Genomic DNA, 23,617 nt, shown 5'->3' with positions numbered 1-23,617 from the left:
AACCATTAACAACAAACTATAAACTTCATTATTTCTTCCAAATTGGTTTTCTTTCTAAAGCCAATTTAATTTCGTTTTCTAATAAATCAGAAAAATTTAAATTCGCATACGCTGCTTGTTGAGGGAATATACTTTGCGGACTTAATCCTGGATTTGTGTTGATTTCAATAAAATGAGGTACATCATTCATTACAATAAAATCGATTCTTGAAAATCCTTGCATTCCTAAAGCTTCATATATTTTAGCAGCCGTCTCGTAAACTGTTTTTTCAACATTAGCTGAAAGTCGGGCAGGAGTGATCTCATTTGATTTTCCTAAATATTTAGCTTCGTAATCGAAAAAGTCATTTTCAGAAATAATTTCAGTTGTACCTAAAACTCTCGTTACTCCATTTAATTTCATCACACCAACAGAAATTTCAGTTCCTTTTAGTTGCGATTCTATTAAAATATCGTTGTCTTCTGCAAAAGCAAATTCTAAAGCTTTATCAAAATCAGATAAATCTTTAACCATAGAAACCCCTAAACTACTTCCAGATTGGTTTGGCTTTACGAAAAAAGGAAAGCCTAAAGCTGATGCAATTTTTTCTCCGTTAATCTCCTGACCTTTAGTTAAATAAACAGAATTAGCTTTAGGAATATCAAATTTCCCTAAAACTGATAAAGTATCTCTTTTGCTAAAAGTTAACGCACTTTGGTAAAAACTACAACCTGTATACGGTAATTCTAACAATTCCCAATACGCTTGCATATGTCCGTCTTCACCTGGAGTTCCATGAATTGTGTTTACTGCAACATCAAATTTAATGTGTTTTCCATTATAGTTAAATGAAAAATCAGCTTTATTGATGTCGAATTTTTCACCGTTAATTATTACAAACCAGCCTTCATTTAGAATATGTACTTCGAAAATTTGGTATTTATCTTTATTTAAATTGTTTAAAATAAGTTGTCCGCTTCTTAATGAAATGACAGATTCATCTGAATATCCGCCCATTACAACTGCTATGTTCATAAAATTTTAATTAAATCGGTTTTATACAAAATTATTATAAAATGTATTACTTTTAGTATATTTGCTAAAATTTATTTCAATGAGCTTCAAAAAGTTTTTATTCAGTTTTACGTTTTTCAAGAATTTATTTATCGCACTTATTATTGTAGTGTTGTTTTTAGTTGCATTTGTAAAATTTCTAGATTTTAGTACTAATCACGGTGAGGAAATTACAGTTCCGAATTTGTCTAAAATGAAATTAGAAGTTGCAGAAGAAAAATTAGACGATGAAGGTTTGGAAGTTTTCTTATTAGACACGGTAGATTTTAGACCAGAATTTCCTCCTTATTCAATTGTTGAACAAGATCCAATTGCAGGTTCAAAAGTAAAAGACGGAAGAAAAATATATGTAAAATTAAATGCTGGTGGATTTGCCATGGTAACTTTCCCTGATTTAAAAGATAAAACATTCCGTCAGGCTACAAATACATTAAGAGCTTTAGGTTTAGTAGAAGGTGAATTAAAATATGTTCCAAACATAGCTAAAGATATTGTTTTAGAAGTTTCATGTAATGGAAAACCAGTGAAAGCAGGAGATAAGCTTATGAAAAATTCTAAAATTGATTTTGTATTAGGTGATGGAAAAGACTTATTTAAAGAAGAAGAATTAGATTCTTTAAATATGGATCAACAAGAAATTGAAAAAGATACGACACACTAATGCAAGAGTTTTTTGAAGATAATGAAAATGCCGAAGATGATTTATACGAACACCATCGGTTTGAAATAGCGAAAGGTCAACAAGCCTTACGCATCGATAAATTCTTGATGAATGTTATCGAAAATACTACTCGAAGTAAAATTCAAAAAGCAGCCGATTCAGAAAATATATTTGTGAATGATGTTGCTGTAAAATCGAATTATAAAGTAAAACCAGGTGATGTTGTTCGCGTAATGCTAGAACATCCTCCATATGAACATCTATTAAAAGGTGAAAATATTCCTTTGGATATTGTTTATGAAGACGATCAGGTTATTGTGGTAAACAAACCAGCAGGAATGGTTGTGCATCCAGGTCATGGAAATTATTCTGGTACTTTAGTTAATGCATTGGCTTATCATTTTGATAATTTACCAATGAACAGCAGCGAAAGACCAGGATTAGTTCATAGAATCGATAAGGATACTTCAGGACTACTAGTAGTTGCCAAAACAGAAGATGCGATGTTGCATTTAACGAGTCAATTTGCAGCTAAAACTTCTGAGCGTGAATATTTTGCTATAGTTTGGGGGAATATTGAAGAAGACGAAGGAACAATAGAAGGAAACATCGATCGTCATCCTATAAACAGAATGCAAATGCATGTTTTTCCTGAAGGAGAACAAGGTAAACCAGCTATTACACATTTTAAAGTTTTAGAACGATTTGGTTATGTAACTGTGGTTTCATGTCAGTTGGAAACAGGTAGAACACACCAAATTCGTGTACACATGAAATATATCGGTCACACCTTATTTAATGACGAACGTTATGGTGGCGATAAAATTTTAAAAGGAACAACTTTTACAAAATACAAGCAGTTTGTAGATAATTGTTTTAAAACCCTACCAAGACAAGCGCTACATGCTAGAACATTAGGTTTTGAACATCCTAAAACGGGCGAATTTTTACGTTTTACAAGTGACATTCCAGAAGATATGCTACAATGTATAGAAAAATGGAGAAACTACAGTAAAGCCGTTCAATTTGATGAAGAACAATAATAAAAAAAGGAACATGATAGATATGTTCCTTTTTTTATAAAATTAATTTCATCATTAAATCGGTTTGTTCATCATCTCCAAGTTTAAAGATATGTTTATCGAATTCTATAAATCCATTTTTCTTGTAAAAACTAATGGCTCTAGGATTTTCTTCCCAAACACCTAACCAAACATAAGACACCTTTTTTTCTTTTGCAATTTCTAAAGATTTATCAAACAATAATTTGCCAATATTTTTCCCATGAAATTCTTGAGAAACATATATGCGTTCAATTTCAAGTGAATTATTATCTTGTAATTCTGTTTGTGAATCTGCAAAATTAATTTTCAAATAACCAATAACTTCATTATTTAAATTAGCAAAATAAAACTCCGAATTCGGATTGTTGAATTCATCCGTTAATTTTTCCAATGAAAAACTATTATCTAAATAATCCTTCATATTTTCTTCAGAATTAAATGCTGAAAAAGTTTCATAAAACGTTTGCTTGCTAATTTTTTGTAAAGCAATTAAATCATTAACCGAAACTTTAGATAGGGTTGGAGTTATCATTTATGGAATTATTAGTTCATTTGTAAATATAAAAAAATCCTCATTCTATAACTAAAATGAGGATTCTTATATTTCTATTAAAGTGTTTATTTAATCGCTATTGCAGAAATTTCTACATTCACATTTTTAGGTAAACAAGCTACTTGAACAGTTTCTCTAGCTGGTGCAGTCGCTTCATTAAAATACGAACCGTAAACAGCATTAATCTTCGCGAAATTATTCATATCGCTAATGAAAATTGAAACTTTAACCACGTTTTCAAAAGTCATATCAGCTGCTTCTAATACCGCTTTTAAGTTTTCCATTACTAATTTAGTTTCATCTTCAATCGTATCTAAAACTAATTCACCATTAGCTGGATTTATAGCAATTTGTCCAGAAGTATATAAAGTATTTCCAAATAAAACAGCTTGATTATAAGGTCCGATTGGAGCTGGAGCTTTGTCAGTAAAAATGATTTTTTTCATAAAATATATTGTTTTTTTCTAAATTCTAAATTCTAATTTCAGATACTATCTCAACCTTGGATCTGGTAATTTTCGTTTATCCCACTTAATATCGCTTAACATAGAAGATTTAATTCCGATAAAGAAATTCCAATACGAATAAATACCAATAGGTACAATATTAAAGCTCATTCTCCAGCTTTCTAAGTCTCTTTCAAAACCAAGGTTTGTAAAAATGATACCTTTTTGAGCAAAATCGTATCCTGAATTAAAATTAAATTTCCATCTAACAGCTAAATCGATATTTCCAGAAAACATTAAGGAATTGTTTTCTATTTTTCTATTATTTTCATTGTTTGAAAATGTCAATGTATAACCTATTCGTAAATCCCAAGGAAATTTATAATTATATAATTCAGTTAATTTATTTTGCGCATCATCTTTTTTAAATAGACTTTCATTTTGGTTGCTTAAATCTTTTGCAGTTCCAAATAAATCATCACTTCTTCCTCCATTTTGAACTGTTTGTTTTGATTCTTTTGAATTACTAAAATCATTATTTGAGACAGAGTAAATTAAATTAATTCCAGAATTAACCATTCTTGCTAATCCATTTCCATTGCTTATAGCAAATTCATTTATTTTATTATTGTTTTCATCTAAATCATATGGATCAAAAGTTGCATTGAAATTAATTTGTAACTTATTATCTAATAAAGTTGTACCACCAATTAATCCAATATTAGTCATTTTAAATTCTTCTGCTGCAAAGTTATACCCAACATCTAAGTTAAATTGGTTTAATAAGGATATTTTTTTAGTTTCTCCTTTAGTACTTTTTTTATCAATTACTTTTGCTTCTAAAGAGTTTTCTAATCTAAAATTAATAGAATTATTAATTCCTAATACTGGTGCGTTATACAATGAATTTTCAAATCTTGAATAACTTTCGAATTGACCTAATTTATTTAAAAAGGTATTGTAGTATTTGTCAAAACTTGGCGCATATCCATAACCGATAGAAGGTTTCATCAAATGTCTAATTCCTTTTATTTTACTTGTTTCTTTAAAAGTATAAGTACCATAAATTGTAGTTCCAATACTTGAAGTAAAATTATACGTTCTAAAAGATTCAAACCCATTAATTCTTTTATCTTCAATTAAATCAGTTGAAGAATTATATGATTTTTCAGTTGTATTAAAAACCCAATTTTCAGTATAATTAGTACCTGTTGTTACACTAAAATATCTGAATAACTTAAAATTTGTGGTAAGTGGAATTGAATGTGAAATTCCTGATAAAGCATTTTCAAACATTTGTGATTTGAACATTGCATCTTCAGTAGTTTTTATTTTGTTTTCACCTTTTATATTGTACTGAAAATTAATATTTTGAAAAAAACCTTTTTTGATATCATCTTGTTTTGCAAAAGGAAAAATATTATCAACACTTGCATTAAATGAAGGCAATGTTAAATTAACAACTTCATTATTTGTGTTTTGATTGTGAGTTAAAGCAACAGAAAAATTTATTGATGGTAAAGAAGGTATTGTTTTAGAATAACTAATAGACGAACTCATAGTATTAGTTAAATTCGAACCAACATTTAGCATATTTATCGATTGTCTAAAATATTTGCTACTACCAAAGTTTACGGAAGATGAAAATCTTGAATTAGCAGAAGCTTTAGCATCTTGATTATGAGTCCACTGAATATTGTATTGATTAGATCTTAAATATCCAGGAAATCCTTTTTCTCCTAAAACCTGATTTTCATATCTAAATTGAACATTTCCATTGAATTTGTATCGCTTTGCATAAGCAGATTCTGTTCTTAATGCATAACTACCATTCGTATAATAATCTCCTAAAATAGCTAAATCATAATAATCACTCAAAGCAAAATAATACCCACCATTTTGAAGGAAATAACCTCTATCATTATTTTGACCTGGTGTTGGAATAATAATTCCAGAAGTATTTTTATCAGTCATTGGAAAAAATGCAAAAGGTACACCAATAGGAGTAGGGACATTTGCAATATACATATGAGTTAATCCGGTTACGAATTTCTTTTTCGGAACCATTTTAGCTTTGTAGGCAAGAAAATAATATTCTGGATCTTCTAAATTTGTAGAAGTTGTAAAACGTGCCTTTTGGAAAAATAATACCGAATCATTTTCTCTTTTAGAAATTTCAGACATAATATTCATTTCCCCTTGTTTTGTTTTTGTATTCCAAATTAAGGCTTTCCCTGTTTTAGTATTAAAACGAATTGAATCTGGTTCAATAACATTTTGGCCTTGCTTAAAAACTGGATATTGAATATATTTTCCTGTACTGTCTTTTAATCTACCAGCATACACTTCGCTTTTTTCATAGTCTAAAACAATTATACCCGATTTTAATTCAAAATCTTGATAATATAATTCAGCTTGATTATATAACGTTAATTTTTTCTTGCGTTGGTCAAGTTTTTCGTAATCTTTTGCAGACCTTTTAACAATTCCTTCTAAAAGAGGTTTTTTATTGGAGTCGTTTTGGATGGTTTTTTTATTTGCAATGATTTCTTTTACATTCACTTCTGCACTGTCTTTAGGTTTAGTGTTTTGTGAGTAAATTTCTGAATTACACGCAATTAGAAAAAAAATAAAAAAAACGATATGATTAATCTTTGTACTCAAATCTATAAATACTATTTTTGTAAAAAATGGTTTGATTTTTGATGGGTCAAACTTACGTATATTTTTTGTTAAAAATAAGTATTTAATAAAATTATAACTATTTATACGTACACTAGATTTGAATAAAATTCTGAATAAATAAATTCAGCCCAAATGAAAAAAATTTTAATATTATTAATATTCTCTATATCAATGATTTCTTTTTCTCAGGAAAAGAAATTTAAAATTGTATTAGATGCTGGCCATGGAGGAAAAGATCCTGGAGCACAAAAAAATGGTTGTATTGAAAAAGAAATTGCCTTAGATGTAATATTAAGGATTGGAAAATTATTAGAAAAATATCCAGATTTCGATATTAAATATACTCGAACTACGGATGTATTTATTCCTTTAAAAGATAGAGCGAAAATTGCTAATGATTTTGAAGCAGATTTATTCGTTTCGGTTCACTGTAATTCATCTGTTTCAGCTACACCATATGGCTCTATGACGCTTGTTATGGGTTTGTCTCGTTCGAATATGAATTTTGAAATTGCTAAAACAGAGAATGCTGTAATTTTTCAAGAAGAAGATTATAAAAAGACCTATCAAGGATTTGATCCAAATAATCCTCAAACACAAATTGGTTTAAAAATTTTACAAGAAGAATCATTATTACAAAGTATCGATTTTGCTAGTAAAGTTCAAAGTGGTTTTAAAAATAATTTGAAAAGAAAAGATTTAGGGATGCATCAACAGCCATTATGGGTTTTAGACGCAACAGTTATGCCTGGTGTCCTTATTGAATTAGGATTTTTATCTAATTATGCCGAATCAAGATATATGAAATCGGAAGAAGGAAAGAGTAATTATTCTCAAATTATTGCAAAATCAATTATAGAATATAAAGATCAAATTAAAGAAACAACAACTGAGATTTTTCCTTTAGATATTAAAGAACCTAAAATTGAAGAACCTGTAATAGTTAAACCTATTGTGGAAGTTTCAAAAGATTCTACAGCTACTACTATTACTAATGATACTGTAATTAAAGATACTATTGTAGGTCCAAAATATAAAGTACAAATTAGTTTTAGTACTAAAAAATTAGAATTATTACCAGAAAACTTCAACGGATTAAGTAATATTACAGTTGCCGAAATTAACGGTGGATATAAATATTATTATGGTGAAGGAAGTATGGAAAATTGTAAAAAACTATTAGCCGAAGCCAAGTTAAAAGGATATAAATCTGCTTTTATAGTAGAATCAAAATAATGCAAATGATTAGAGTAGCACAGGTATTTTTATTTATAATATTTTCAATTTCAGTTCAATCTCAAACCAAAAAATTTAAAGTTGTTTTAGATGCGGGTCATGGTGGAAAAGACTATGGTGCTACGTATCATGGAAATATCGAAAAGAAAATCTCCTTAAATACAGTTTTAAAAGTTGGTGAAATTTTATCGAAAGAATCTAATATAGAAGTAGTATATACCAGAAAAACTGATGTTTTTGTAGAATTAGATGAAAGAGCCAACATAGCTAATCGTTCTAAAGGGCATTTATTTGTTTCAATGCATTGTAATGCTAATGCTAATGAAGGCGCTTCTGGTAATGAAACGTATGTAATGGGTATTACCAAAAATGCGGCTAATTTAGAAGTTGCTAAAAAGGAAAATGCTGTTGTTACTTTAGAAAGTGATTATAAAATTAAATACGACGGTTTCGATCCAAATAAACCAGAATCAGTAATTGGAATTTCAATTATGCAAGAAGAAAACTTGCAACAAAGTATCGATATTGCAGGTAAAGTACAACAAGCTTTTACAAAATTCACACCCAATAAAAATAGAGGAGTAAAACAAGCTGGATTTCTAGTTTTGAGAAAAATTATCATGCCGAGAGTGCTTATTGAAATGGGATTCGTTTCAAATAAAAACGAAGGTGCTTTTTTAAATTCTGAAGATGGTCAAGATAAATTAGCACAAGCAATATCAACAGCTATTTTAGGATATAGAGATGAGTTTTTTAAAAATGAAGCAGTAACAACTCCTAAAAAAGAAGAGCCAAAAAAAGAAACACCTAAAAAAACAGAAAATAAAGTTGTTAATAATGATAATAAAACAGCAATTGATGGTGTGACTTTTAAAATTCAAATTTCTGCAAGTGGTAAGAAATTAGAAACGTTACCTCAAAACTTTAAAGGATTAAAAAATATTACAATTGAAAAAGAAAATTCAATTTATAAATATTTTTATGGTCAAACTGAATCATATTCTACTGCCAAACAACTATTAGAAGAAGCAAAAGCTAAAGGTTACACTTCTTCTTTTATAGTACCTTCAAAAAATGGCAAAAAAATTAAATTAAGCGAGGCAATCAAATAAATATTCCTATTTTTGTTTTTAATTAATTTGTAAAATTGAAATTACCTCATTTTGGTAATCATTTAAAAGATTCTTAGAAATATATAAATCATATATGAAAATAAGTAGAGAAATTAAAGTTGCGGTATTAGTTATTTTATCCATAGTATTATTTTACTGGGGTTTTGCTTTTTTAAAGGGTAAAAATTTATTTGATAACAGTAATAAACTATATGTTTTTTACGATAATGTTGCAGGTTTAGCACCATCTTCACCAATTACATTAAATGGTTTAGTTATTGGTAAGATCAATAAAATTGAAATTCTTCCTGATGGAAAAATGAAAATTGAAATGGCTATTACTAATGATGATGTGAAAATTTCTAAATCAAGTGTAGCTGAAATTCAAGGAATGGGAGTAATGGGTGGTAGAGAAATTGCTATTCTAAATAATTTTTCAGATCAAAATTATACAAATTCTGGAGATACTTTAAAAGCATCAAACACACTTGGATTTACAGATAAATTAGCGAAAGAATTTGTTCCTGTAAAGCAAAAGGTCGAAATTATGCTTGATGATATTGATGTTTTAGTAAAAGGATTAAATAATACTTTAGATGCTCAAACTCAAAATAATATTAAAAATAGTATTGCTTCGTTAGAAAAGACTTTATCAGAATTAAGCGTAACGACTAAAAACGTTAATGGTTTAATTGTTGAAAACAAATCAAAATTAAGTTCAACAATTGGTAACTTTGAAAAGTCTTCAGCAAATATCACAAAACTTACGGATTCACTAGCTAAAGCAAATTTAGCAGGAACGGTAAAAAAATTAGAAACTACATTAACGAATGTGAATAGCATCATGACTAATTTAGAACAAGGAAAAGGTTCTATGGGTAAATTATTAAATGATGATGCGATGTATAACAACTTAACAAAAACATCTAAAGAGTTAGAATTACTATTACAAGATTTAAGATTAAATCCAACTCGTTATGTAAATGTGTCTGTTTTTGGAAAGAAAAACAAACCATATGTAGCTCCAACTGAAACTTCAACTAAAGAATAAAAACAAACTATAAACCAACTACTTATGAATTTTTTACCAAATATTATTTTTGCAATTGTCCTTATTATAGGCGTTGGCTTTTTTGCAAAAAATGTAAAAAAAATAATTAGAAACATTAAACTTGGACAAGATGTAAATCGTACAGACAACTCTTCTGCACGATGGAAAAATATGGCTTTAGTAGCTTTAGGTCAGAAAAAAATGTTTACTCGACCAATTCCAGCAATTTTACATTTTATGTTATATGCTGCGTTCATCATCACACAAATTGAATTATTAGAAATTGTTGTGGATGGTTTATTTGGAACACATCGTTTCTTTAAAACTGGATTAGGTGGTTTTTATACATTCATAATTAGTTTTATTGAAATTCTTTCAGTTTTAGCTTTAGTGGCAACTGTTACTTTCTTAGCTAGAAGAAATCTTTTAAAATTACCTCGATTAAATAAAGCTGAATTATTAGGATGGCCTAAAAAAGACGCTAACTTAATTCTTATTATGGAAATCATTTTAGTAACGTGTATTTTCACAATGAATGGAACAGATGAAGTTTTATATTCATTAGGAAAATCTCATTATGAAGGAATGGGTTCATTTAATTTTGCAGTTTCTCAACATTTAGGACCTGCTTTATTTGGTGGAATGAGTGAAGGTACCTTACACTTATTAGAAAGAGTAGGATGGTGGGGTCACTTAATGATGGTAATGGCTTTCTTAAACTATTTATACTATTCTAAACATTTACACATCATTTTAGCTTTTCCTAATACTTACTTTGCTGATTTAAATCCTAAAGGGCAATTTAACAACTTAGAAAGTGTTACAAATGAAGTGAAATTAATGATGGATCCAAATGCTGATCCATTTGCAGCTCCAGCTAATCCAGATGCTGCTCCAGCTAAATTCGGAGCTTCAGATGTTCAAGATTTAAATTGGGTACAATTATTAAATGCATACACATGTACAGAATGTGGTAGATGTTCTTCTTCTTGTCCTGCGAATTTAACGGGTAAAAAACTTTCTCCTCGTAAAATCATGATGGATACAAGAGACCGTTTAGAAGAGGTTGGAAAAAATATTGATGCTAATAATGGCGTTTTTGTACCGGATAACAAATCTTTATTAAACGATTATATCACACCTGAAGAATTATGGGCTTGTACAACTTGTAATGCTTGTGTTGAAGAATGTCCAGTTAACATTAGTCCGTTATCAATTATTATGGATATGAGACGTTATTTAGTTATGGAACAAAGTGCAGCTCCAATGGAATTAAATAACATGATGACAAACATTGAAAACAATGGAGCGCCATGGCCATATAATCAACAAGATAGATTGAATTGGAAAAATGAATAAAAACTAACTACAACAACGACAACAACAAACAACAACACAACAAAAATGAAACAAGAAGAAATTGAAGGAAAATTACAAGCCTTAAAAGTCAACGGCGAACATTTAAGTCCGGTATTGCCTGAAGGAATTAAAAATTATCTTATTGATATTGACGGAACTATTTGTGACGATATTCCTAACGAAGAACCAGAAAGAATGGCTACTGCAAATGTATATCCAGATGCATTAGAAACGCTTAACAAGTGGTATGACGAAGGACATGTAATTTACTTTTTTACATCAAGAACTGAAGCACATAGAGAAGTAACAGAAACTTGGTTAAAACAACATGGTTTTAAATATCATGGTATGGTAATGGGTAAGCCTAGAGGTGGAAATTATCATTGGATAGATAACCATTTAGTGAAAGCAACACGTTATAATGGAAAGTTTACAGATTTAATTGAAAAAGATGTAACGATTCAGGTTTTTGACGATGAAAAATAGATTTTATTTTAAATAATTGAAAAAATAATTCATAAACATTATAGTATGTCTGAAAATTTAGTAGTACCAACAATGGCCGAAATGATGGCACAAGGACAAACTCCAGAAATTTTATTTTGGGTTGGTTCTGCAGGTAGTTATGATGATAGAGCCAAAAAAATCACAAGAGCTTTTGTTAAAATTTTAAATAAAGCAAATGTAAATTTTGCGGTTTTAGGAACTGAAGAAAGTTGTACTGGCGATGTAGCTAAAAGAGCTGGAAATGAGTTTTTATTTCAAATGCAAGCTTTAATGAATATTGAATTATTAAATGCATATGAAATTAAAAAAATTGTAACATGTGATCCACATTCATTCAATTGTTTAAAAAATGAATATCCTAGTTTAGGTGGAAATTTTGAGGTTTTACATCATACTCAATTTTTAAAACAATTATTAAACGAAGGAAAAATTAGTTTTAACGATTCTGTTTACAAAGGAAAAAGAATTACTTTTCACGACCCTTGTTATTTAGGAAGAGCTAACAATGAATATCAAGCACCAAGAGATATTTTAAATAAAACTAATGCTGATATTGTAGAAATGAAGCGTAGCAAAAACACAGCATTATGTTGTGGAGCTGGTGGTGCACAAATGTTTAAAGAACCTGAAAAAGGTAATATGGATATAAATGTGTTACGAACTCAAGATGCTTTAGAAACGCAACCTAATATTATCGCAACAGGATGTCCGTATTGTAATACAATGATGTCAGACGGAGTGAAGTTCAGTGAAAAAGAAAGTTCAATTCAAGTTTTAGATATCGCTGAAATAATTGCCAACGCTCAAGATTTATAATAATGTACGTACCATTTGAAACATTACCAGAAGATTCTAGAATCTGGATTTACCAATCAAACAGAAAATTATCTGATGAAGAAGTACATTCAATTGAAACACAATGCCGTGAATTTGTTGAAAATTGGTCGGCTCATGGAACAAGCTTAGAAGCTTCTTTTATTACAAAATATAATCGTTTTATCATATTTGCTATCAATCAAGATTTTCATGCGGCTACTGGTTGTTCTATTGATGCTTCCGTTCATTTTATTCAAAAATTGGAACAAGAATTTCAAATTGAATTATTAGATAAAATGAATGTTACTTATAGAGTAGGAGAACACATCGCTCATAAGACGCTGATTGATTTTAAAAAAATGGCAAAAGAAAGAGCCGTAACTGCCAATACGATAGTTTTTAATAATTTAGTTAATACTATTGAAGAATGGCAAGATTTTTGGGAGATTCCTGCTAGCGAGAGTTGGCACAGTAGATTTTTCTAAAAAAAATAACTAACTTTGGAATCATCATTAGTTCACCAACTTTTGATGATTTTTCATTTTAAAAATTTTACATGAAGCGATTACTAATTTTATTTCTAGTTTTTAGCCAAACCATTATAAGTCAAAATAAAATCAATACTCAATCTGAACAAGTTTGGGTAGATAGCACGTATAATTCAATGTCTTTTGATGAGAAAGTGGGACAATTGTTTATGATTGCCGCTTATTCAAACAAAAAAGAAGATCATGCTCAAGATTTAGAAAAATTAATTACAAAATATAAAATTGGTGGTTTAATCTTTTTTCAAGGTGGACCGAATCGTCAGGCTAAATTAACCAATCGTTTTCAAGCAAAATCTAAAATCCCAATGCTAATTGGAATTGATGCCGAATGGGGATTAAGCATGCGTATTGATTCTACTCATTCGTATCCATGGAATATGACTTTAGGTGCTGTTCAAGATAATTCATTAATCGAAAAAATGGGTAAACAAATGGCTGCTCAATCTAAACGATTAGGTATTCATTTTACCTTTGCTCCAGTTGTAGATATCAATACAAATCCTTTAAATCCGATTATTGGTAATCGTTCTTTTGGTGAAACTAAAGAAAATGTTGCTGAAAAATCAGTTGCCTATATGAATGGTTTACAATCATTAGGTGTTTTCGCAACTGCTAAACATTTTCCTGGACATGGTGATACATCAACTGATTCGCATCACGCCTTACCAATGGTTAATTTTACAAGAGAACGTATTGATGAAATAGAACTTTATCCTTATAAAGAACTAATTAAGAATGGTTTATCAAGTGTTATGGTGGCGCATTTAAATGTACCAAGCTTAGAACCAACTGAAAATTTGCCAACTTCAATTTCACCAAAAGTAGTAACAGATTTATTAAAAAATGAATTAAAATTTGAAGGTTTAATTTTTACTGACGCTTTAAATATGAAAGGTGCTAGCAATTTTAAACAGCCTGGAGATATTGATTTAGCTGCATTTTTAGCAGGAAATGATGTATTGTTATTTGCTGAAAATGTTCCAAAAGCATTAGAAAAATTCAAAGAAGCATATAATTCAAAAATTCTAACAGATGAAAGACTAGCTTATTCTGTAAAGAAAATTTTAAAATATAAATACAAAGTAGGATTAAACAATTACTGTCCAATTGAAATGATAAACTTATATTCTGATTTAAACTTACCAGAATATAAAGCATTAAACTTAGAATTGTTTGAAAATGCTGTAACAGTATTAAAAAATGAAAATGAAATTTTACCAATAAAAAGATTAGATACAGAGAAAATCGCTTATGTAAAAATTGGCGATGGTGATTCTAGTGTTTTTGTGGAGAAATTAAGAGAATATGCTGATGTTAAAATCTTAACTACTAACAATTTAGATTCGCTTTTAGTTGAAATTGATGATTATACTAAAGTAATTGTGGGTTATCATAAACCAGAAGGTATTTGGAAGAAAAATGAAATGACTTTCAAAGAAATTAACTGGATTGATAAAATTTGCAAAAAGAGTAATGCTATTTTAGCCTTTTTTACAAAACCTTATTCATTATTAAAAATTCCTTCATTTGATGAATCTAAAGGATTAATTGAAGCGTATCAAAATCACGAATATGCGCAATTGGTTACTGCTGAAATTATTTTCGGAGCTAAAGAAGCAAAGGGAAAATTACCCGTTTCTTTAAAAAAAAACTTTAGTGCAAATGACGGATTAAACACTAAAAGCGCTAAAAGATTAGGATATTCGTTTCCTGAAAAAGTGAATATGAATGCTGATGTTTTAGCAAAAATTGATTCTATTGCTAACTATGCAATTAAAAACAAAGTAACTCCTGGAATGCAAATTTTAGTGGCAAGAAGAGGACAAATTGTTTACAAAAAATCATTTGGATATCACACGTATGACACCATTCAGAAAGTGCAAAATTCAGATATTTATGATTTAGCATCGTTAACAAAAGTATTGAGTACGTTACCTAATATCATGCAAGATTATGAAAAAGGTAAAATCAATTTCAAATCTACTTTAGGAGAATTAATTCCAAGTTACAAGCATTCAAACAAGGCAGATATCAATATTTTAGACATGTTAACGCATCAAGCTAAGTTACCTGCTTGGACACCTTTTTACGCTAAAACTTTAGATACCTTAAAAAAACCAAGTGAGTTATATTATAGAAATTTCAAATCAAAAGATTTTCCCTATAAAGTTTCTAACAATTTATATTTGAGAAAAGATTACAACGATACGATTATCAATTTCATCAAGGAAACAGCTTTATTACCTTATAAACAATATAAATACAGTGATTATTCATTTATTTTATTCAAAGAATATTTAGAAAAAACACATCATAAAAGTTTAGACAAATTATCGGACGAAAACTTTTATAAGATTTTAGGAGCTTATACTACAACATACAATCCATTAGATAAATTTGAATTGGATAGAATTATTCCTACTGAAATTGATAAGTATTTTAGATACGAAACCATTCAAGGATATGTTCATGATATGGCTGCGGCTATGCAAGGTGGGGTTGGAGGACATGCGGGTTTGTTTTCTAATTCTTTAGATGTTGCTAAAATTATGCAAATGTATTTGCAAAAAGGAACTTATGGTGGTTATGAGTTTTTTACTCCAGAAACTTTTGATACCTTTAATACTTGTTATTTTTGTAAAATTGGTAATAGAAGAGGAGCTGGTTTTGATAAACCACAATTAGGAAGTGAAGGTCCAACTTGTGGATGTACAACTAAAGCTAGTTTCGGACATACTGGTTTTACTGGAACAATGGTTTGGGCAGATCCAGAAAAAGAATTAGTTTATGTGTTTTTATCAAATAGAACATATCCTGATAGTAACGCAGCAAATAAATTATCTAAATTAAGTATTAGAGAAAATATTCAGAAAATAATTTACGAATCATTAACAGATTAATATGACTTCAGAAGCTAAAACTGTTCAAGAATATATAGATTCATTACCAGATGACAGAAAATTATTTGTTCAAAAATTGCGAGATGTTATCATTGAAAATCTTCCTAAAGGATTTCAAGAAGGAATGGGTTATGGTATGATGGGTTATTCTGTACCTCATTCAATTTATCCGAAAGGGTATCATTGTAAACCAACGGATCCTTTACCTTTTATGGGATTGGCTTCGCAAAAAAACAGCATTAATTTTTATCACATGGGAATTTATGCTAATAAAGATTTACACGATTGGTTTGTTAGTGAATATCCTAAACATTCCTCTAGGAAATTAGATATGGGAAAAAGTTGTATTCGATTTAAAAAATTTGAAGAAATTCCGTTTGATTTAATTGGCGAATTAGTAACAAAAGTTTCAGTAGAAAATTGGATTGAAACTTACGAATCAGCTTTTAATAAAAAATAAAAAAAAAGACAATGAAAATAGCCATGGTTTGTTATCCTACATTTGGTGGGAGTGGAGTAGTAGCAACTGAGTTAGGTTTAGAGCTTGCAAAAAAAGGTCATGAAATTCATTTCATCACATATAAGCAACCTGTTCGTTTATCGTTGTTAAATCCAAATATTTATTTTCATGAAGTAAATGTTCCAAATTATCCACTATTTCATTATCAACCCTACGAATTAGCTTTGTCTAGTAAACTAGTAGACATGGTAAAATTGCATAAAATAGATGTATTACACGTACATTATGCTATTCCACATGCCTATGCCGGTTATATGGCTAAACAAATGTTAGCAGAAGAAGGAATTAAATTACCTATGATTACTACATTGCACGGAACTGATATTACACTTGTAGGGAATCATCCATTTTATAAAAGTGCGGTAACATTTAGTATTAATAAATCCGATTTTGTAACTAGTGTTTCAAATAGTTTGCGTGAAGATACTTATAGATTATTTGAATTGAATAAACAAATTTGCGTAATACCAAACTTCATTGAAATCACAGAACAAAAAGAAATGGATAAAATTACAATTTGTCAACGTTCTGTTTTAGCAAAAGAAAATGAAAGAATTGTAACGCATATTTCCAATTTTAGAAAAGTAAAAAGAATTCCGGATGTCGTTAAGATTTTCTACAATTTACAAAAAGAAGTCCCATCAAAATTAATGATGGTTGGTGAAGGTCCAGAAAAAGCAATTGCTGAAAAAATGTGTGAGGAATTAGGAATTTCTGATAAAGTAATTTTCTTCGGTAACAGTAATGACATCAATCAAATATTGAAATATTCCGATTTATTTTTATTACCATCAGAAACAGAAAGTTTCGGATTAGCAGCTTTAGAAGCGATGGCATTTAATGTTCCTGTTATTTCTAGTAATTCAGGTGGAATTCCTGAAGTAAATGAAGAGGGAATTTCTGGGTATTTAAGTAATGTAGGAGATACCGAAAATATGAGTAAAAATGCTATTCATATATTGAAAGATGATGCAACTTTAGCTCAATTTAAGTTAAATGCATTTGAAGTGGCTAAAAAATTTGATATAAAAAATATTCTTCCTTTGTATGAAGAATTATACGAAAAGGCTTTAAAATTAGATAATTAACATGAATAAACTATTTAAATTATCAGCTCTAATTATTTGTTTTTCAGGATTGTTTCAATTTTGCAAAACTCAAAAACATACAGATGTAAATGACGTTTATACCGTAATGTATAAAAATCAAAACGGTGGTAAAAAAGAAAAATCTACGATTATCATAACAAATTATGAAGAATTTAATTCTTTAATAGCAACCTTAACAATAGATGAAGAAGAGTATGGCAAACTTCTTTCTATAGATTTGGAAAAACACAATTTAATAGCTGCCTTTATGGGTGAAAAAAATACTGGCGGTTATGATATTGATATAGATAAAGTAACTTTTTTTCCTACCAAAGTAGAAGTTGGATTTAAAGAAATAGTACCTGAAAAAGGAGCTATGGTAACAATGGCATTTACATCACCTTATATTTTTGTTGCTGTTCCTAAGAACAAAGAAATAATACTTAAATAAAAAAAAAGCCTTTCAAAATGAAAGGCTTTTTTTATTATAATGAAATTATTAATTCCATCTGTATCTAATTCCTAAAGCGATATCTGGACCGAAATCGTCATTTATTCCATCATTAAAATAAAATTCTGGTCTAAAATCTAATGATAATTGTAATGGAATATCAAAATTATATTCAATACCAATATCACCAGCTGCAAAAATTACAGTTTCAGAATCTCCTTTATATTTATCATTTCCAATATAATAATCTTCTGCACTCCAAGATCCAATTCCTCCACCTAAACCAGCATACCAATTGAATCCTCCATCAATATTCCAAACCCATTGATAAAGTCCAGCTAATTTTATTGCGTCAACATGGTTACTATTTCTCCATCCTAAATCAAATTCTAAGCGATTGTTTTTTGATAATCCTCTTTGGTATGAAATTTCACCACCAAAACCGTCGTTGTCACCTAATCTTAAACCTAAAGCATTTTTAGAAATGTCCTGAGCCTGAGCAAATACTGTTCCTAACAGTAGAAATGCGAATAAAAGTGTTTTTTTCATACGTGTATATAAATTTAGTTATTCACAAAGATAACGATTTTAACAAGAAAAAAGTATGTTAATCTATGTTAAATGTGTCTAAAAATTCATTTTGAGTTTGAGTATTACTTGCTGGAATACCTAAATTACTTGCAATTTGAGCATCAATATTATAGCTTGTAATTGTATTTGTATGTACCACTCCAATATTTTTAGACAGATATTGAGTAGAAACTACAACATCTTGAGGTGCTAAAACTGTAACTGTAAACGGAATTCCTGCCACAGTTTGTGTGGTTGTAACTTTTAAATTTAAAACTATTTTAGTTGATTTAACATTTGAATAAACATCATTATTTGGAGAAGTATAATTGGGCAAATCATTTCCTGCAATTGATTTTAAAGAATAAACTACATTTAATGGTATTCCGTTAAAATCTTGTTGAAAAGACCCTGCTTTTTCATTTAAAACAGTACCATTTGAAGCATTTTCATTAAAAATTATAAAATCTCTTAATGTCAAATCTAAACCAACTGGCAATGTGAATCCTTGTCCTAAAGAAAACTCACCACTCATTAATAATTTACCTCCACTTTTTCTAACACCATTATTATTTAAAGAAGTAGGATAGAAACCTGTAGAAATATTGTCTCTATTTTTAAATTTTTTATATGAAATCGACTCTATTAAAGTATCACCTGAAATATATAATGAATCTCTTGTAGTTGTTGTTCCTTCAACATCATATGTCCAATAATTCCCTGTATGCAATGGAAGTGCGTCTGTAAATACACTATTTTCGGTTTCTGGAGAAGCTTCGTCATTAGAACAAGAAAAAAGAGCAATCCCAGTAATAAATAGTAAAAGTTTTTTCATTTTAGTAGTTTTTGAGTTGTTTTAAAATTAATAATATTCTTTTAGTTTGTTGGTTTTTTTGCTAATATAATAAAAACATTCAATATTTTTGTTTAAAATTATCTTTATGGGAAATTCTATTGGAAAGCTTTTTAAACTTACAACTTTCGGAGAATCACATGGTTTAGCTTTAGGCGGAATTATTGATGGTTGTCCTTCAAATATAAAAATTGATTTAGATTTTGTTCAATCTGAATTGGATAGAAGAAAACCAGGACAATCAAAAATCGTTACACAACGTAAAGAAAGTGATGAAGTAAAGTTTTTATCTGGAATTTTTGAAGGCAAAACAACCGGAACTTCAATTGGTTTTATCATTGAAAATGAAAATCAAAAATCTAACGATTACGACCATTTAAAAGATACCTTCCGACCAAGTCATGCCGATTTTACTTACGATCAAAAATACGGAAATAGAGATTATAGAGGAGGAGGTAGAACTTCAGCAAGAGAAACAGTTAATTGGGTTGTAGCAGGAGCTATCGCTAAACAAATTATCCCAGAAATTAAAATCAATGCTTATGTTTCGTCAGTTGGTGAATTAGAAATTGATAAACCATATCAAGAAGTAGATTTTAATTTAATAGAATCGAATCCTGTTAGATGTCCAGATGTTGAAATGGCAGCGAAAATGGAAGACTATATTACAAAAATCAAAAAAGACGGTGATACAGTTGGCGGTATAATTACTTGCGTTATTCAAAATGTTCCGATTGGTTTAGGTGAGCCCATATTTGATAAATTACATGCACAATTAGGTAAAGCAATGCTGTCAATTAATGCTGTTAAAGGTTTTGAATTTGGTGGCGGATTTTCATCAACCAAAATGAAAGGAAGTGAACATAATGATTTATTTAACGAAGACGGAACTACTAAAACAAACCTTTCTGGCGGTATTCAAGGTGGAATTAGCAACGGAATGGATATTTATTTCCGTGTTGCTTTTAAACCTGTTGCTACATTACTACAAAAACAAGACGTTTTAACTAATGATGGTAAAATTATAGAACAACAAGGTAAAGGTCGACATGATCCATGTGTAGTCCCAAGAGCAGTGCCAATTGTAGAAGCTTTGGCTGCAATGGTATTGGTTGATTTTACTTTGATGGATAAGGTTTATAGAAATTACTAATGGAATTATTTATATAAAAGAAAAACACCTTGTAATACAATAAGGTGTTTTTTTTTTGTTTGCAAGTATATAGAAATAAAAAAAGCACCCTAAAAGGATGCTTTAAAATGTGGTGGGCAATAAGGGATTCGAACCCCTGACCCCCTCGGTGTAAACGAGGTGCTCTGAACCAACTGAGCTAATTGCCCCAATAAATCGCGCTACTTCCGTATTGCGAGTGCAAATATACACCCAATTTTTATATTTACAAGTAAAAATGAAAAATAATTAATTAAATTTTATTTCTTCTAAAATTACTCGATCTGTATAATTTATTATTGTTAAGGTAACTTTTTTATTTCCAGATATTTGAGAATCGATAATGTATTTTTTTCCTTTTTTATAAGGAATATTACTTTTTGAAAAATCTACATCACCACTAGAAATTGCTTCATTAATTTCCGTTTTGGTTGTTATTTTTTTAGCAAAAATACTATCAACTGCAGGTGATGTAGTAAATGCTTTGCTTCTAATATCCTTAATAACTCTACAATTTGGAAAATAACAGAATTCAACTCCTTTAGATTTTGCTTTGGCTGTTAAAAATTCACCCACAAAATATAATCCAATAAATAATCCAAATAAATAAAATACTAATCTAAAACGTAATGACATTGCTATAAAATTATTTTTGGCAAAGATAATGTAAAGTTGGATGTTAAAAGTTAGATGATGGAACTTTTTATCAAATTTTAACTTAAGACAAAGCTATTAATACTATAAAATAATTATTCAATGGTTTAATTTTAAATGATATAGACTATAAAATTCAAGTGCAAATTTATGGTTTTGAAATGCTTATGAAATAATTTAATATTTCAAGAAAATAATTATATAACAAAATTCATTTAAAATGTTATTTTCACTACTTTTGAGCCAAAATTATACAACTACAATTATGACTTTTGAAAGACAGAATTTAACTAATGAAGAGTTAATTAATTTATATAAGAAATTAGTAAAACCAAGACTTATTGAAGAGAAAATGTTGATTCTTTTACGTCAAGGTAAAGTATCAAAATGGTTTTCAGGTATTGGTCAGGAAGCAATTTCTGTTGGTATTACTTCAGCATTAGATAAAGACGAATATATTTTACCAATGCACCGTAATTTAGGAGTTTTTACTACTCGTGAAATTCCATTACATAGATTATTTTCTCAATGGCAAGGTAAAAAAACAGGTTTTACAAAAGGTCGCGATAGAAGTTTCCATTTCGGAACTCAAGAATTCAAAATTATTGGAATGATTTCGCATTTAGGTCCACAAATGGGTGTGGCTGACGGAATCGCTTTAGCTAATAAATTAAAACAAAACGGAAAAGTAACAGCTGTGTTTACAGGTGAAGGTGCAACTTCAGAAGGAGATTTCCACGAAGCTTTAAACATTGCTTCTGTTTGGGAATTACCTGTTTTATTTGTTATTGAAAATAACGGTTACGGACTTTCAACTCCAACTAACGAACAATACCGTTGTGAAAACTTAGCCGATAAAGGCGTGGGTTACGGAATGGAAAGCCATATTATTGATGGAAATAACATTTTAGAAGTTTATACTAAAATTGCTCAATTAAAAGCTTCAATGATTGAAAATCCTCGTCCAGTATTATTAGAATTTAAAACATTCAGAATGCGTGGACATGAAGAGGCGAGTGGTACAAAATATGTTCCTCAAGAATTAATGGACATGTGGGCTGAAAAAGACCCAATTGAAAATTATAGAAAATATCTTAAAATAACTGATGTTTTATCTGAAGAAGTTGACGAACAAATTCGTGCTGAAATAAAAGCTGAAATTGACGAACATTGGGCAATTACACAAGCTGCACCAGAAGTTGTAGCTGATTTAGATGAAGAATTAAATGATGTTTACCGTCCTTATACTCATGAAGTTTTCAATCATTCTGATGCTACTGAAAACATTCGTGTTATTGATGCCATTTCTTCATCATTAAGTCAATCTATGGAACGCCATGAAAATTTAGTAATCATGGGACAAGATATAGCTGAATACGGTGGCGCTTTTAAAATAACTGATGGTTTCGTAGAGAAATTTGGTAAAGATCGAGTAAGAAATACACCAATTTGTGAAAGTGCAGTTGTTTCTGCTGCTAACGGATTATCTATAAATGGTCATAAAGCAGTTGTAGAAATGCAATTTGCTGATTTCGTTTCAACAGGATTCAATCCGATTGTAAATTTATTAGCCAAACAACATTATCGTTGGGGAGAAAATTCAGACGTAGTTGTTCGAATGCCATGTGGTGGAGGAACGCAAGCCGGACCTTTCCATTCACAAACTAACGAAGCTTGGTTTACAAAAACACCAGGGTTAAAAGTGGTTTATCCAGCATTTCCTTATGATGCGAAAGGATTATTAAATACCGCTATTAATGATCCGAATCCAGTTATGTATTTTGAACACAAACAATTATACAGAAGTGTTTATCAAGATGTTCCAACGGATTATTACACTATTCCTTTAGGAAAAGCATCATTAATTAAAGAAGGTAATGATGTAACCATAATTTCTTTTGGAGCGGGTGTACATTGGGCTTTAGAAACATTAAAAAATAATCCAGAAATTTCAGCGGATTTATTAGATTTAAGAAGCTTGCAACCTTTAGATACTGAAGCTATTTATGCCTCTGTACAAAAAACAGGTAGATGTATCATTTTACAAGAAGACACTTTATTTGGTGGAATTTCAAGTGATATTTCAGCCATGATTATGGAAAACTGCTTCAAATATTTAGATGCCCCAGTAAAACGAGTAGGAAGTTTAGAATCACCAATTCCATTTGTTAAAGCAATAGAAGATCAATATTTACCAAAGGGAAGATTTGAATCAGAATTGAAAGAATTATTACAGTTTTAAATCTGTTAAATATATTATAAAAGCGCACTTGTGGCGCTTTTTTTTATTCATGTTAATACAAGATTTAATATATTTA

General features: G+C 29.4%; 22 protein-coding genes and 1 tRNA gene. 15 read left to right on the top strand and 8 right to left on the bottom strand.

Features of this window, described 5'->3' with window-relative positions; genetic code table 11:
* Window positions 1–28: 28 nt before the first annotated feature.
* Window positions 29–1,015 (bottom strand): D-alanine--D-alanine ligase, encoded by a 987-nt coding sequence (locus BMY86_RS03405; RefSeq protein ID WP_091465176.1) that lies wholly within the window; start codon window positions 1,013–1,015, stop codon window positions 29–31.
* A gap of 79 nt (window positions 1,016–1,094) precedes the next feature.
* Between BMY86_RS03405 and BMY86_RS03400 the strand changes: the two genes are divergently transcribed.
* Window positions 1,095–1,715, top strand: coding sequence for a PASTA domain-containing protein (locus BMY86_RS03400; RefSeq protein ID WP_091465174.1), 621 nt, complete (start codon window positions 1,095–1,097; stop codon window positions 1,713–1,715).
* Window positions 1,715–2,758 carry an RluA family pseudouridine synthase gene (locus tag BMY86_RS03395; protein WP_091465172.1) on the top strand — a complete coding sequence of 348 codons (1,044 nt, stop codon included), beginning with the start codon at window positions 1,715–1,717 and terminating at the stop codon, window positions 2,756–2,758. Before BMY86_RS03400 ends, BMY86_RS03395 begins: the two co-directional genes overlap by 1 nt.
* A 34-nt stretch (window positions 2,759–2,792) precedes the next feature.
* On the opposite strand, the gene BMY86_RS03390 is transcribed toward BMY86_RS03395, so the two are convergent.
* From BMY86_RS03390 to BMY86_RS03380, 3 genes are all read right to left on the bottom strand, one after another.
* Window positions 2,793–3,311: a GNAT family N-acetyltransferase gene (locus tag BMY86_RS03390; RefSeq protein WP_091465169.1), complete on the bottom strand. Its 519-nt coding sequence runs from the start codon at window positions 3,309–3,311 to the stop codon at window positions 2,793–2,795.
* An 86-nt stretch (window positions 3,312–3,397) separates the two neighbouring features.
* Complete coding sequence (locus tag BMY86_RS03385; RefSeq protein ID WP_091465166.1) at window positions 3,398–3,778, bottom strand: RidA family protein; 381 nt, start codon at window positions 3,776–3,778, stop codon at window positions 3,398–3,400.
* 45 nt (window positions 3,779–3,823) lie between these two features.
* Window positions 3,824–6,442: a putative LPS assembly protein LptD gene (locus BMY86_RS03380; protein WP_245745591.1), complete on the bottom strand. Its 2,619-nt coding sequence runs from the start codon at window positions 6,440–6,442 to the stop codon at window positions 3,824–3,826.
* 153 nt (window positions 6,443–6,595) lie between these two features.
* On the opposite strand from BMY86_RS03380, the gene BMY86_RS03375 reads away from it, so the two are divergent.
* The 11 genes from BMY86_RS03375 (at window position 6,596) to BMY86_RS03325 (ending at window position 18,051) form a co-directional block, all read left to right on the top strand.
* Window positions 6,596–7,699, top strand: a complete 1,104-nt coding sequence (locus BMY86_RS03375; RefSeq protein ID WP_091465161.1) for an N-acetylmuramoyl-L-alanine amidase family protein — start codon at window positions 6,596–6,598, stop codon at window positions 7,697–7,699.
* Window positions 7,700–7,704: 5 nt separating this feature from the next.
* On the top strand, window positions 7,705–8,811 hold the full coding sequence (locus BMY86_RS03370) for an N-acetylmuramoyl-L-alanine amidase family protein (protein ID WP_091465601.1): 1,107 nt from the start codon (window positions 7,705–7,707) through the stop codon (window positions 8,809–8,811).
* 94 nt (window positions 8,812–8,905) lie between these two features.
* Window positions 8,906–9,862, top strand: a complete 957-nt coding sequence (locus BMY86_RS03365; RefSeq protein ID WP_091465159.1) for an MlaD family protein — start codon at window positions 8,906–8,908, stop codon at window positions 9,860–9,862.
* A gap of 24 nt (window positions 9,863–9,886) precedes the next feature.
* On the top strand, window positions 9,887–11,221 hold the full coding sequence (locus BMY86_RS03360; protein WP_091465157.1) for a 4Fe-4S dicluster domain-containing protein: 1,335 nt from the start codon (window positions 9,887–9,889) through the stop codon (window positions 11,219–11,221).
* A 45-nt stretch (window positions 11,222–11,266) separates the two neighbouring features.
* Window positions 11,267–11,707, top strand: coding sequence for an LNS2 domain-containing protein (locus tag BMY86_RS03355; RefSeq protein WP_091465155.1), 441 nt, complete (start codon window positions 11,267–11,269; stop codon window positions 11,705–11,707).
* Between the two features lie 45 nt (window positions 11,708–11,752).
* Entirely contained in the window at window positions 11,753–12,544 is a 792-nt protein-coding gene (locus tag BMY86_RS03350; RefSeq protein ID WP_091465152.1) for a (Fe-S)-binding protein, read from the top strand.
* Window positions 12,545–12,546: 2 nt separating this feature from the next.
* A complete protein-coding gene (locus BMY86_RS03345; RefSeq protein ID WP_091465150.1) occupies window positions 12,547–13,029 on the top strand; it encodes an ABC transporter ATPase in 483 nt (160 codons plus the stop codon).
* Between the two features lie 71 nt (window positions 13,030–13,100).
* Window positions 13,101–15,992: a serine hydrolase domain-containing protein gene (locus BMY86_RS03340; RefSeq protein WP_091465148.1), complete on the top strand. Its 2,892-nt coding sequence runs from the start codon at window positions 13,101–13,103 to the stop codon at window positions 15,990–15,992.
* A 1-nt stretch (window position 15,993) separates the two neighbouring features.
* Window positions 15,994–16,452 (top strand): DUF1801 domain-containing protein, encoded by a 459-nt coding sequence (locus BMY86_RS03335; RefSeq protein ID WP_091465146.1) that lies wholly within the window; start codon window positions 15,994–15,996, stop codon window positions 16,450–16,452.
* Window positions 16,453–16,463: 11 nt separating this feature from the next.
* On the top strand, window positions 16,464–17,600 hold the full coding sequence (gene bshA / locus BMY86_RS03330; RefSeq protein ID WP_091465144.1) for an N-acetyl-alpha-D-glucosaminyl L-malate synthase BshA: 1,137 nt from the start codon (window positions 16,464–16,466) through the stop codon (window positions 17,598–17,600).
* 1 nt (window position 17,601) lies between these two features.
* The gene (locus BMY86_RS03325; RefSeq protein ID WP_091465142.1) at window positions 17,602–18,051 is read left to right on the top strand and encodes a protease complex subunit PrcB family protein; all 450 of its coding nucleotides are present in this window, start codon (window positions 17,602–17,604) and stop codon (window positions 18,049–18,051) included.
* 48 nt (window positions 18,052–18,099) lie between these two features.
* Here the strand turns inward: BMY86_RS03325 and BMY86_RS03320 are convergent, their stop codons facing one another.
* Window positions 18,100–18,600: a hypothetical protein gene (locus tag BMY86_RS03320; protein WP_091465139.1), complete on the bottom strand. Its 501-nt coding sequence runs from the start codon at window positions 18,598–18,600 to the stop codon at window positions 18,100–18,102.
* A gap of 58 nt (window positions 18,601–18,658) precedes the next feature.
* Window positions 18,659–19,456 carry a hypothetical protein gene (locus BMY86_RS03315; RefSeq protein ID WP_091465137.1) on the bottom strand — a complete coding sequence of 266 codons (798 nt, stop codon included), beginning with the start codon at window positions 19,454–19,456 and terminating at the stop codon, window positions 18,659–18,661.
* A 106-nt stretch (window positions 19,457–19,562) separates the two neighbouring features.
* On the opposite strand from BMY86_RS03315, the gene aroC reads away from it, so the two are divergent.
* Complete coding sequence (gene aroC / locus BMY86_RS03310) at window positions 19,563–20,627, top strand: chorismate synthase (protein WP_091465133.1); 1,065 nt, start codon at window positions 19,563–19,565, stop codon at window positions 20,625–20,627.
* Window positions 20,628–20,737: 110 nt separating this feature from the next.
* On the opposite strand, the gene BMY86_RS03305 is transcribed toward aroC, so the two are convergent.
* Together BMY86_RS03305 and BMY86_RS03300 are read right to left on the bottom strand one after the other, a co-directional pair.
* Window positions 20,738–20,815 (bottom strand) — tRNA-Val (locus BMY86_RS03305).
* 79 nt (window positions 20,816–20,894) lie between these two features.
* Window positions 20,895–21,281: a hypothetical protein gene (locus BMY86_RS03300; protein ID WP_091465131.1), complete on the bottom strand. Its 387-nt coding sequence runs from the start codon at window positions 21,279–21,281 to the stop codon at window positions 20,895–20,897.
* 283 nt (window positions 21,282–21,564) lie between these two features.
* On the opposite strand from BMY86_RS03300, the gene BMY86_RS03295 reads away from it, so the two are divergent.
* Window positions 21,565–23,541 carry an alpha-ketoacid dehydrogenase subunit alpha/beta gene (locus tag BMY86_RS03295; protein ID WP_091465129.1) on the top strand — a complete coding sequence of 659 codons (1,977 nt, stop codon included), beginning with the start codon at window positions 21,565–21,567 and terminating at the stop codon, window positions 23,539–23,541.
* Window positions 23,542–23,617: the final 76 nt, after the last annotated feature.

It is taken from the genome of Flavobacterium urocaniciphilum (assembly GCF_900110615.1).
In the GTDB taxonomy this organism is placed as follows: Bacteria; Bacteroidota; Bacteroidia; order Flavobacteriales; family Flavobacteriaceae; genus Flavobacterium; species Flavobacterium urocaniciphilum.
This window is presented reverse-complemented; position numbering and strand designations above follow the sequence as displayed.

What these genes read in the sequence shown, in the direction of transcription:
- BMY86_RS03345 (WP_091465150.1), top strand. Translation starts at nt 12,547, where the DNA reads ATGTACGTACCATTTGAAACATTACCAGAAGATTCTAGAATCTGGATT.
- BMY86_RS03340 (WP_091465148.1), top strand. Translation starts at nt 13,101, where the DNA reads ATGAAGCGATTACTAATTTTATTTCTAGTTTTTAGCCAAACCATTATA.
- BMY86_RS03395 (WP_091465172.1), top strand. Translation starts at nt 1,715, where the DNA reads ATGCAAGAGTTTTTTGAAGATAATGAAAATGCCGAAGATGATTTATAC.
- BMY86_RS03335 (WP_091465146.1), top strand. Translation starts at nt 15,994, where the DNA reads ATGACTTCAGAAGCTAAAACTGTTCAAGAATATATAGATTCATTACCA.
- BMY86_RS03325 (WP_091465142.1), top strand. Translation starts at nt 17,602, where the DNA reads ATGAATAAACTATTTAAATTATCAGCTCTAATTATTTGTTTTTCAGGA.
- BMY86_RS03320 (WP_091465139.1), bottom strand. Translation starts at nt 18,600, where the DNA reads ATGAAAAAAACACTTTTATTCGCATTTCTACTGTTAGGAACAGTATTT.
- BMY86_RS03375 (WP_091465161.1), top strand. Translation starts at nt 6,596, where the DNA reads ATGAAAAAAATTTTAATATTATTAATATTCTCTATATCAATGATTTCT.
- BMY86_RS03385 (WP_091465166.1), bottom strand. Translation starts at nt 3,778, where the DNA reads ATGAAAAAAATCATTTTTACTGACAAAGCTCCAGCTCCAATCGGACCT.
- bshA (WP_091465144.1), top strand. Translation starts at nt 16,464, where the DNA reads ATGAAAATAGCCATGGTTTGTTATCCTACATTTGGTGGGAGTGGAGTA.
- BMY86_RS03360 (WP_091465157.1), top strand. Translation starts at nt 9,887, where the DNA reads ATGAATTTTTTACCAAATATTATTTTTGCAATTGTCCTTATTATAGGC.
- BMY86_RS03350 (WP_091465152.1), top strand. Translation starts at nt 11,753, where the DNA reads ATGTCTGAAAATTTAGTAGTACCAACAATGGCCGAAATGATGGCACAA.
- aroC (WP_091465133.1), top strand. Translation starts at nt 19,563, where the DNA reads ATGGGAAATTCTATTGGAAAGCTTTTTAAACTTACAACTTTCGGAGAA.
- BMY86_RS03300 (WP_091465131.1), bottom strand. Translation starts at nt 21,281, where the DNA reads ATGTCATTACGTTTTAGATTAGTATTTTATTTATTTGGATTATTTATT.
- BMY86_RS03400 (WP_091465174.1), top strand. Translation starts at nt 1,095, where the DNA reads ATGAGCTTCAAAAAGTTTTTATTCAGTTTTACGTTTTTCAAGAATTTA.
- BMY86_RS03295 (WP_091465129.1), top strand. Translation starts at nt 21,565, where the DNA reads ATGACTTTTGAAAGACAGAATTTAACTAATGAAGAGTTAATTAATTTA.
- BMY86_RS03405 (WP_091465176.1), bottom strand. Translation starts at nt 1,015, where the DNA reads ATGAACATAGCAGTTGTAATGGGCGGATATTCAGATGAATCTGTCATT.
- BMY86_RS03370 (WP_091465601.1), top strand. Translation starts at nt 7,705, where the DNA reads ATGATTAGAGTAGCACAGGTATTTTTATTTATAATATTTTCAATTTCA.
- BMY86_RS03315 (WP_091465137.1), bottom strand. Translation starts at nt 19,456, where the DNA reads ATGAAAAAACTTTTACTATTTATTACTGGGATTGCTCTTTTTTCTTGT.
- BMY86_RS03355 (WP_091465155.1), top strand. Translation starts at nt 11,267, where the DNA reads ATGAAACAAGAAGAAATTGAAGGAAAATTACAAGCCTTAAAAGTCAAC.
- BMY86_RS03365 (WP_091465159.1), top strand. Translation starts at nt 8,906, where the DNA reads ATGAAAATAAGTAGAGAAATTAAAGTTGCGGTATTAGTTATTTTATCC.
- BMY86_RS03390 (WP_091465169.1), bottom strand. Translation starts at nt 3,311, where the DNA reads ATGATAACTCCAACCCTATCTAAAGTTTCGGTTAATGATTTAATTGCT.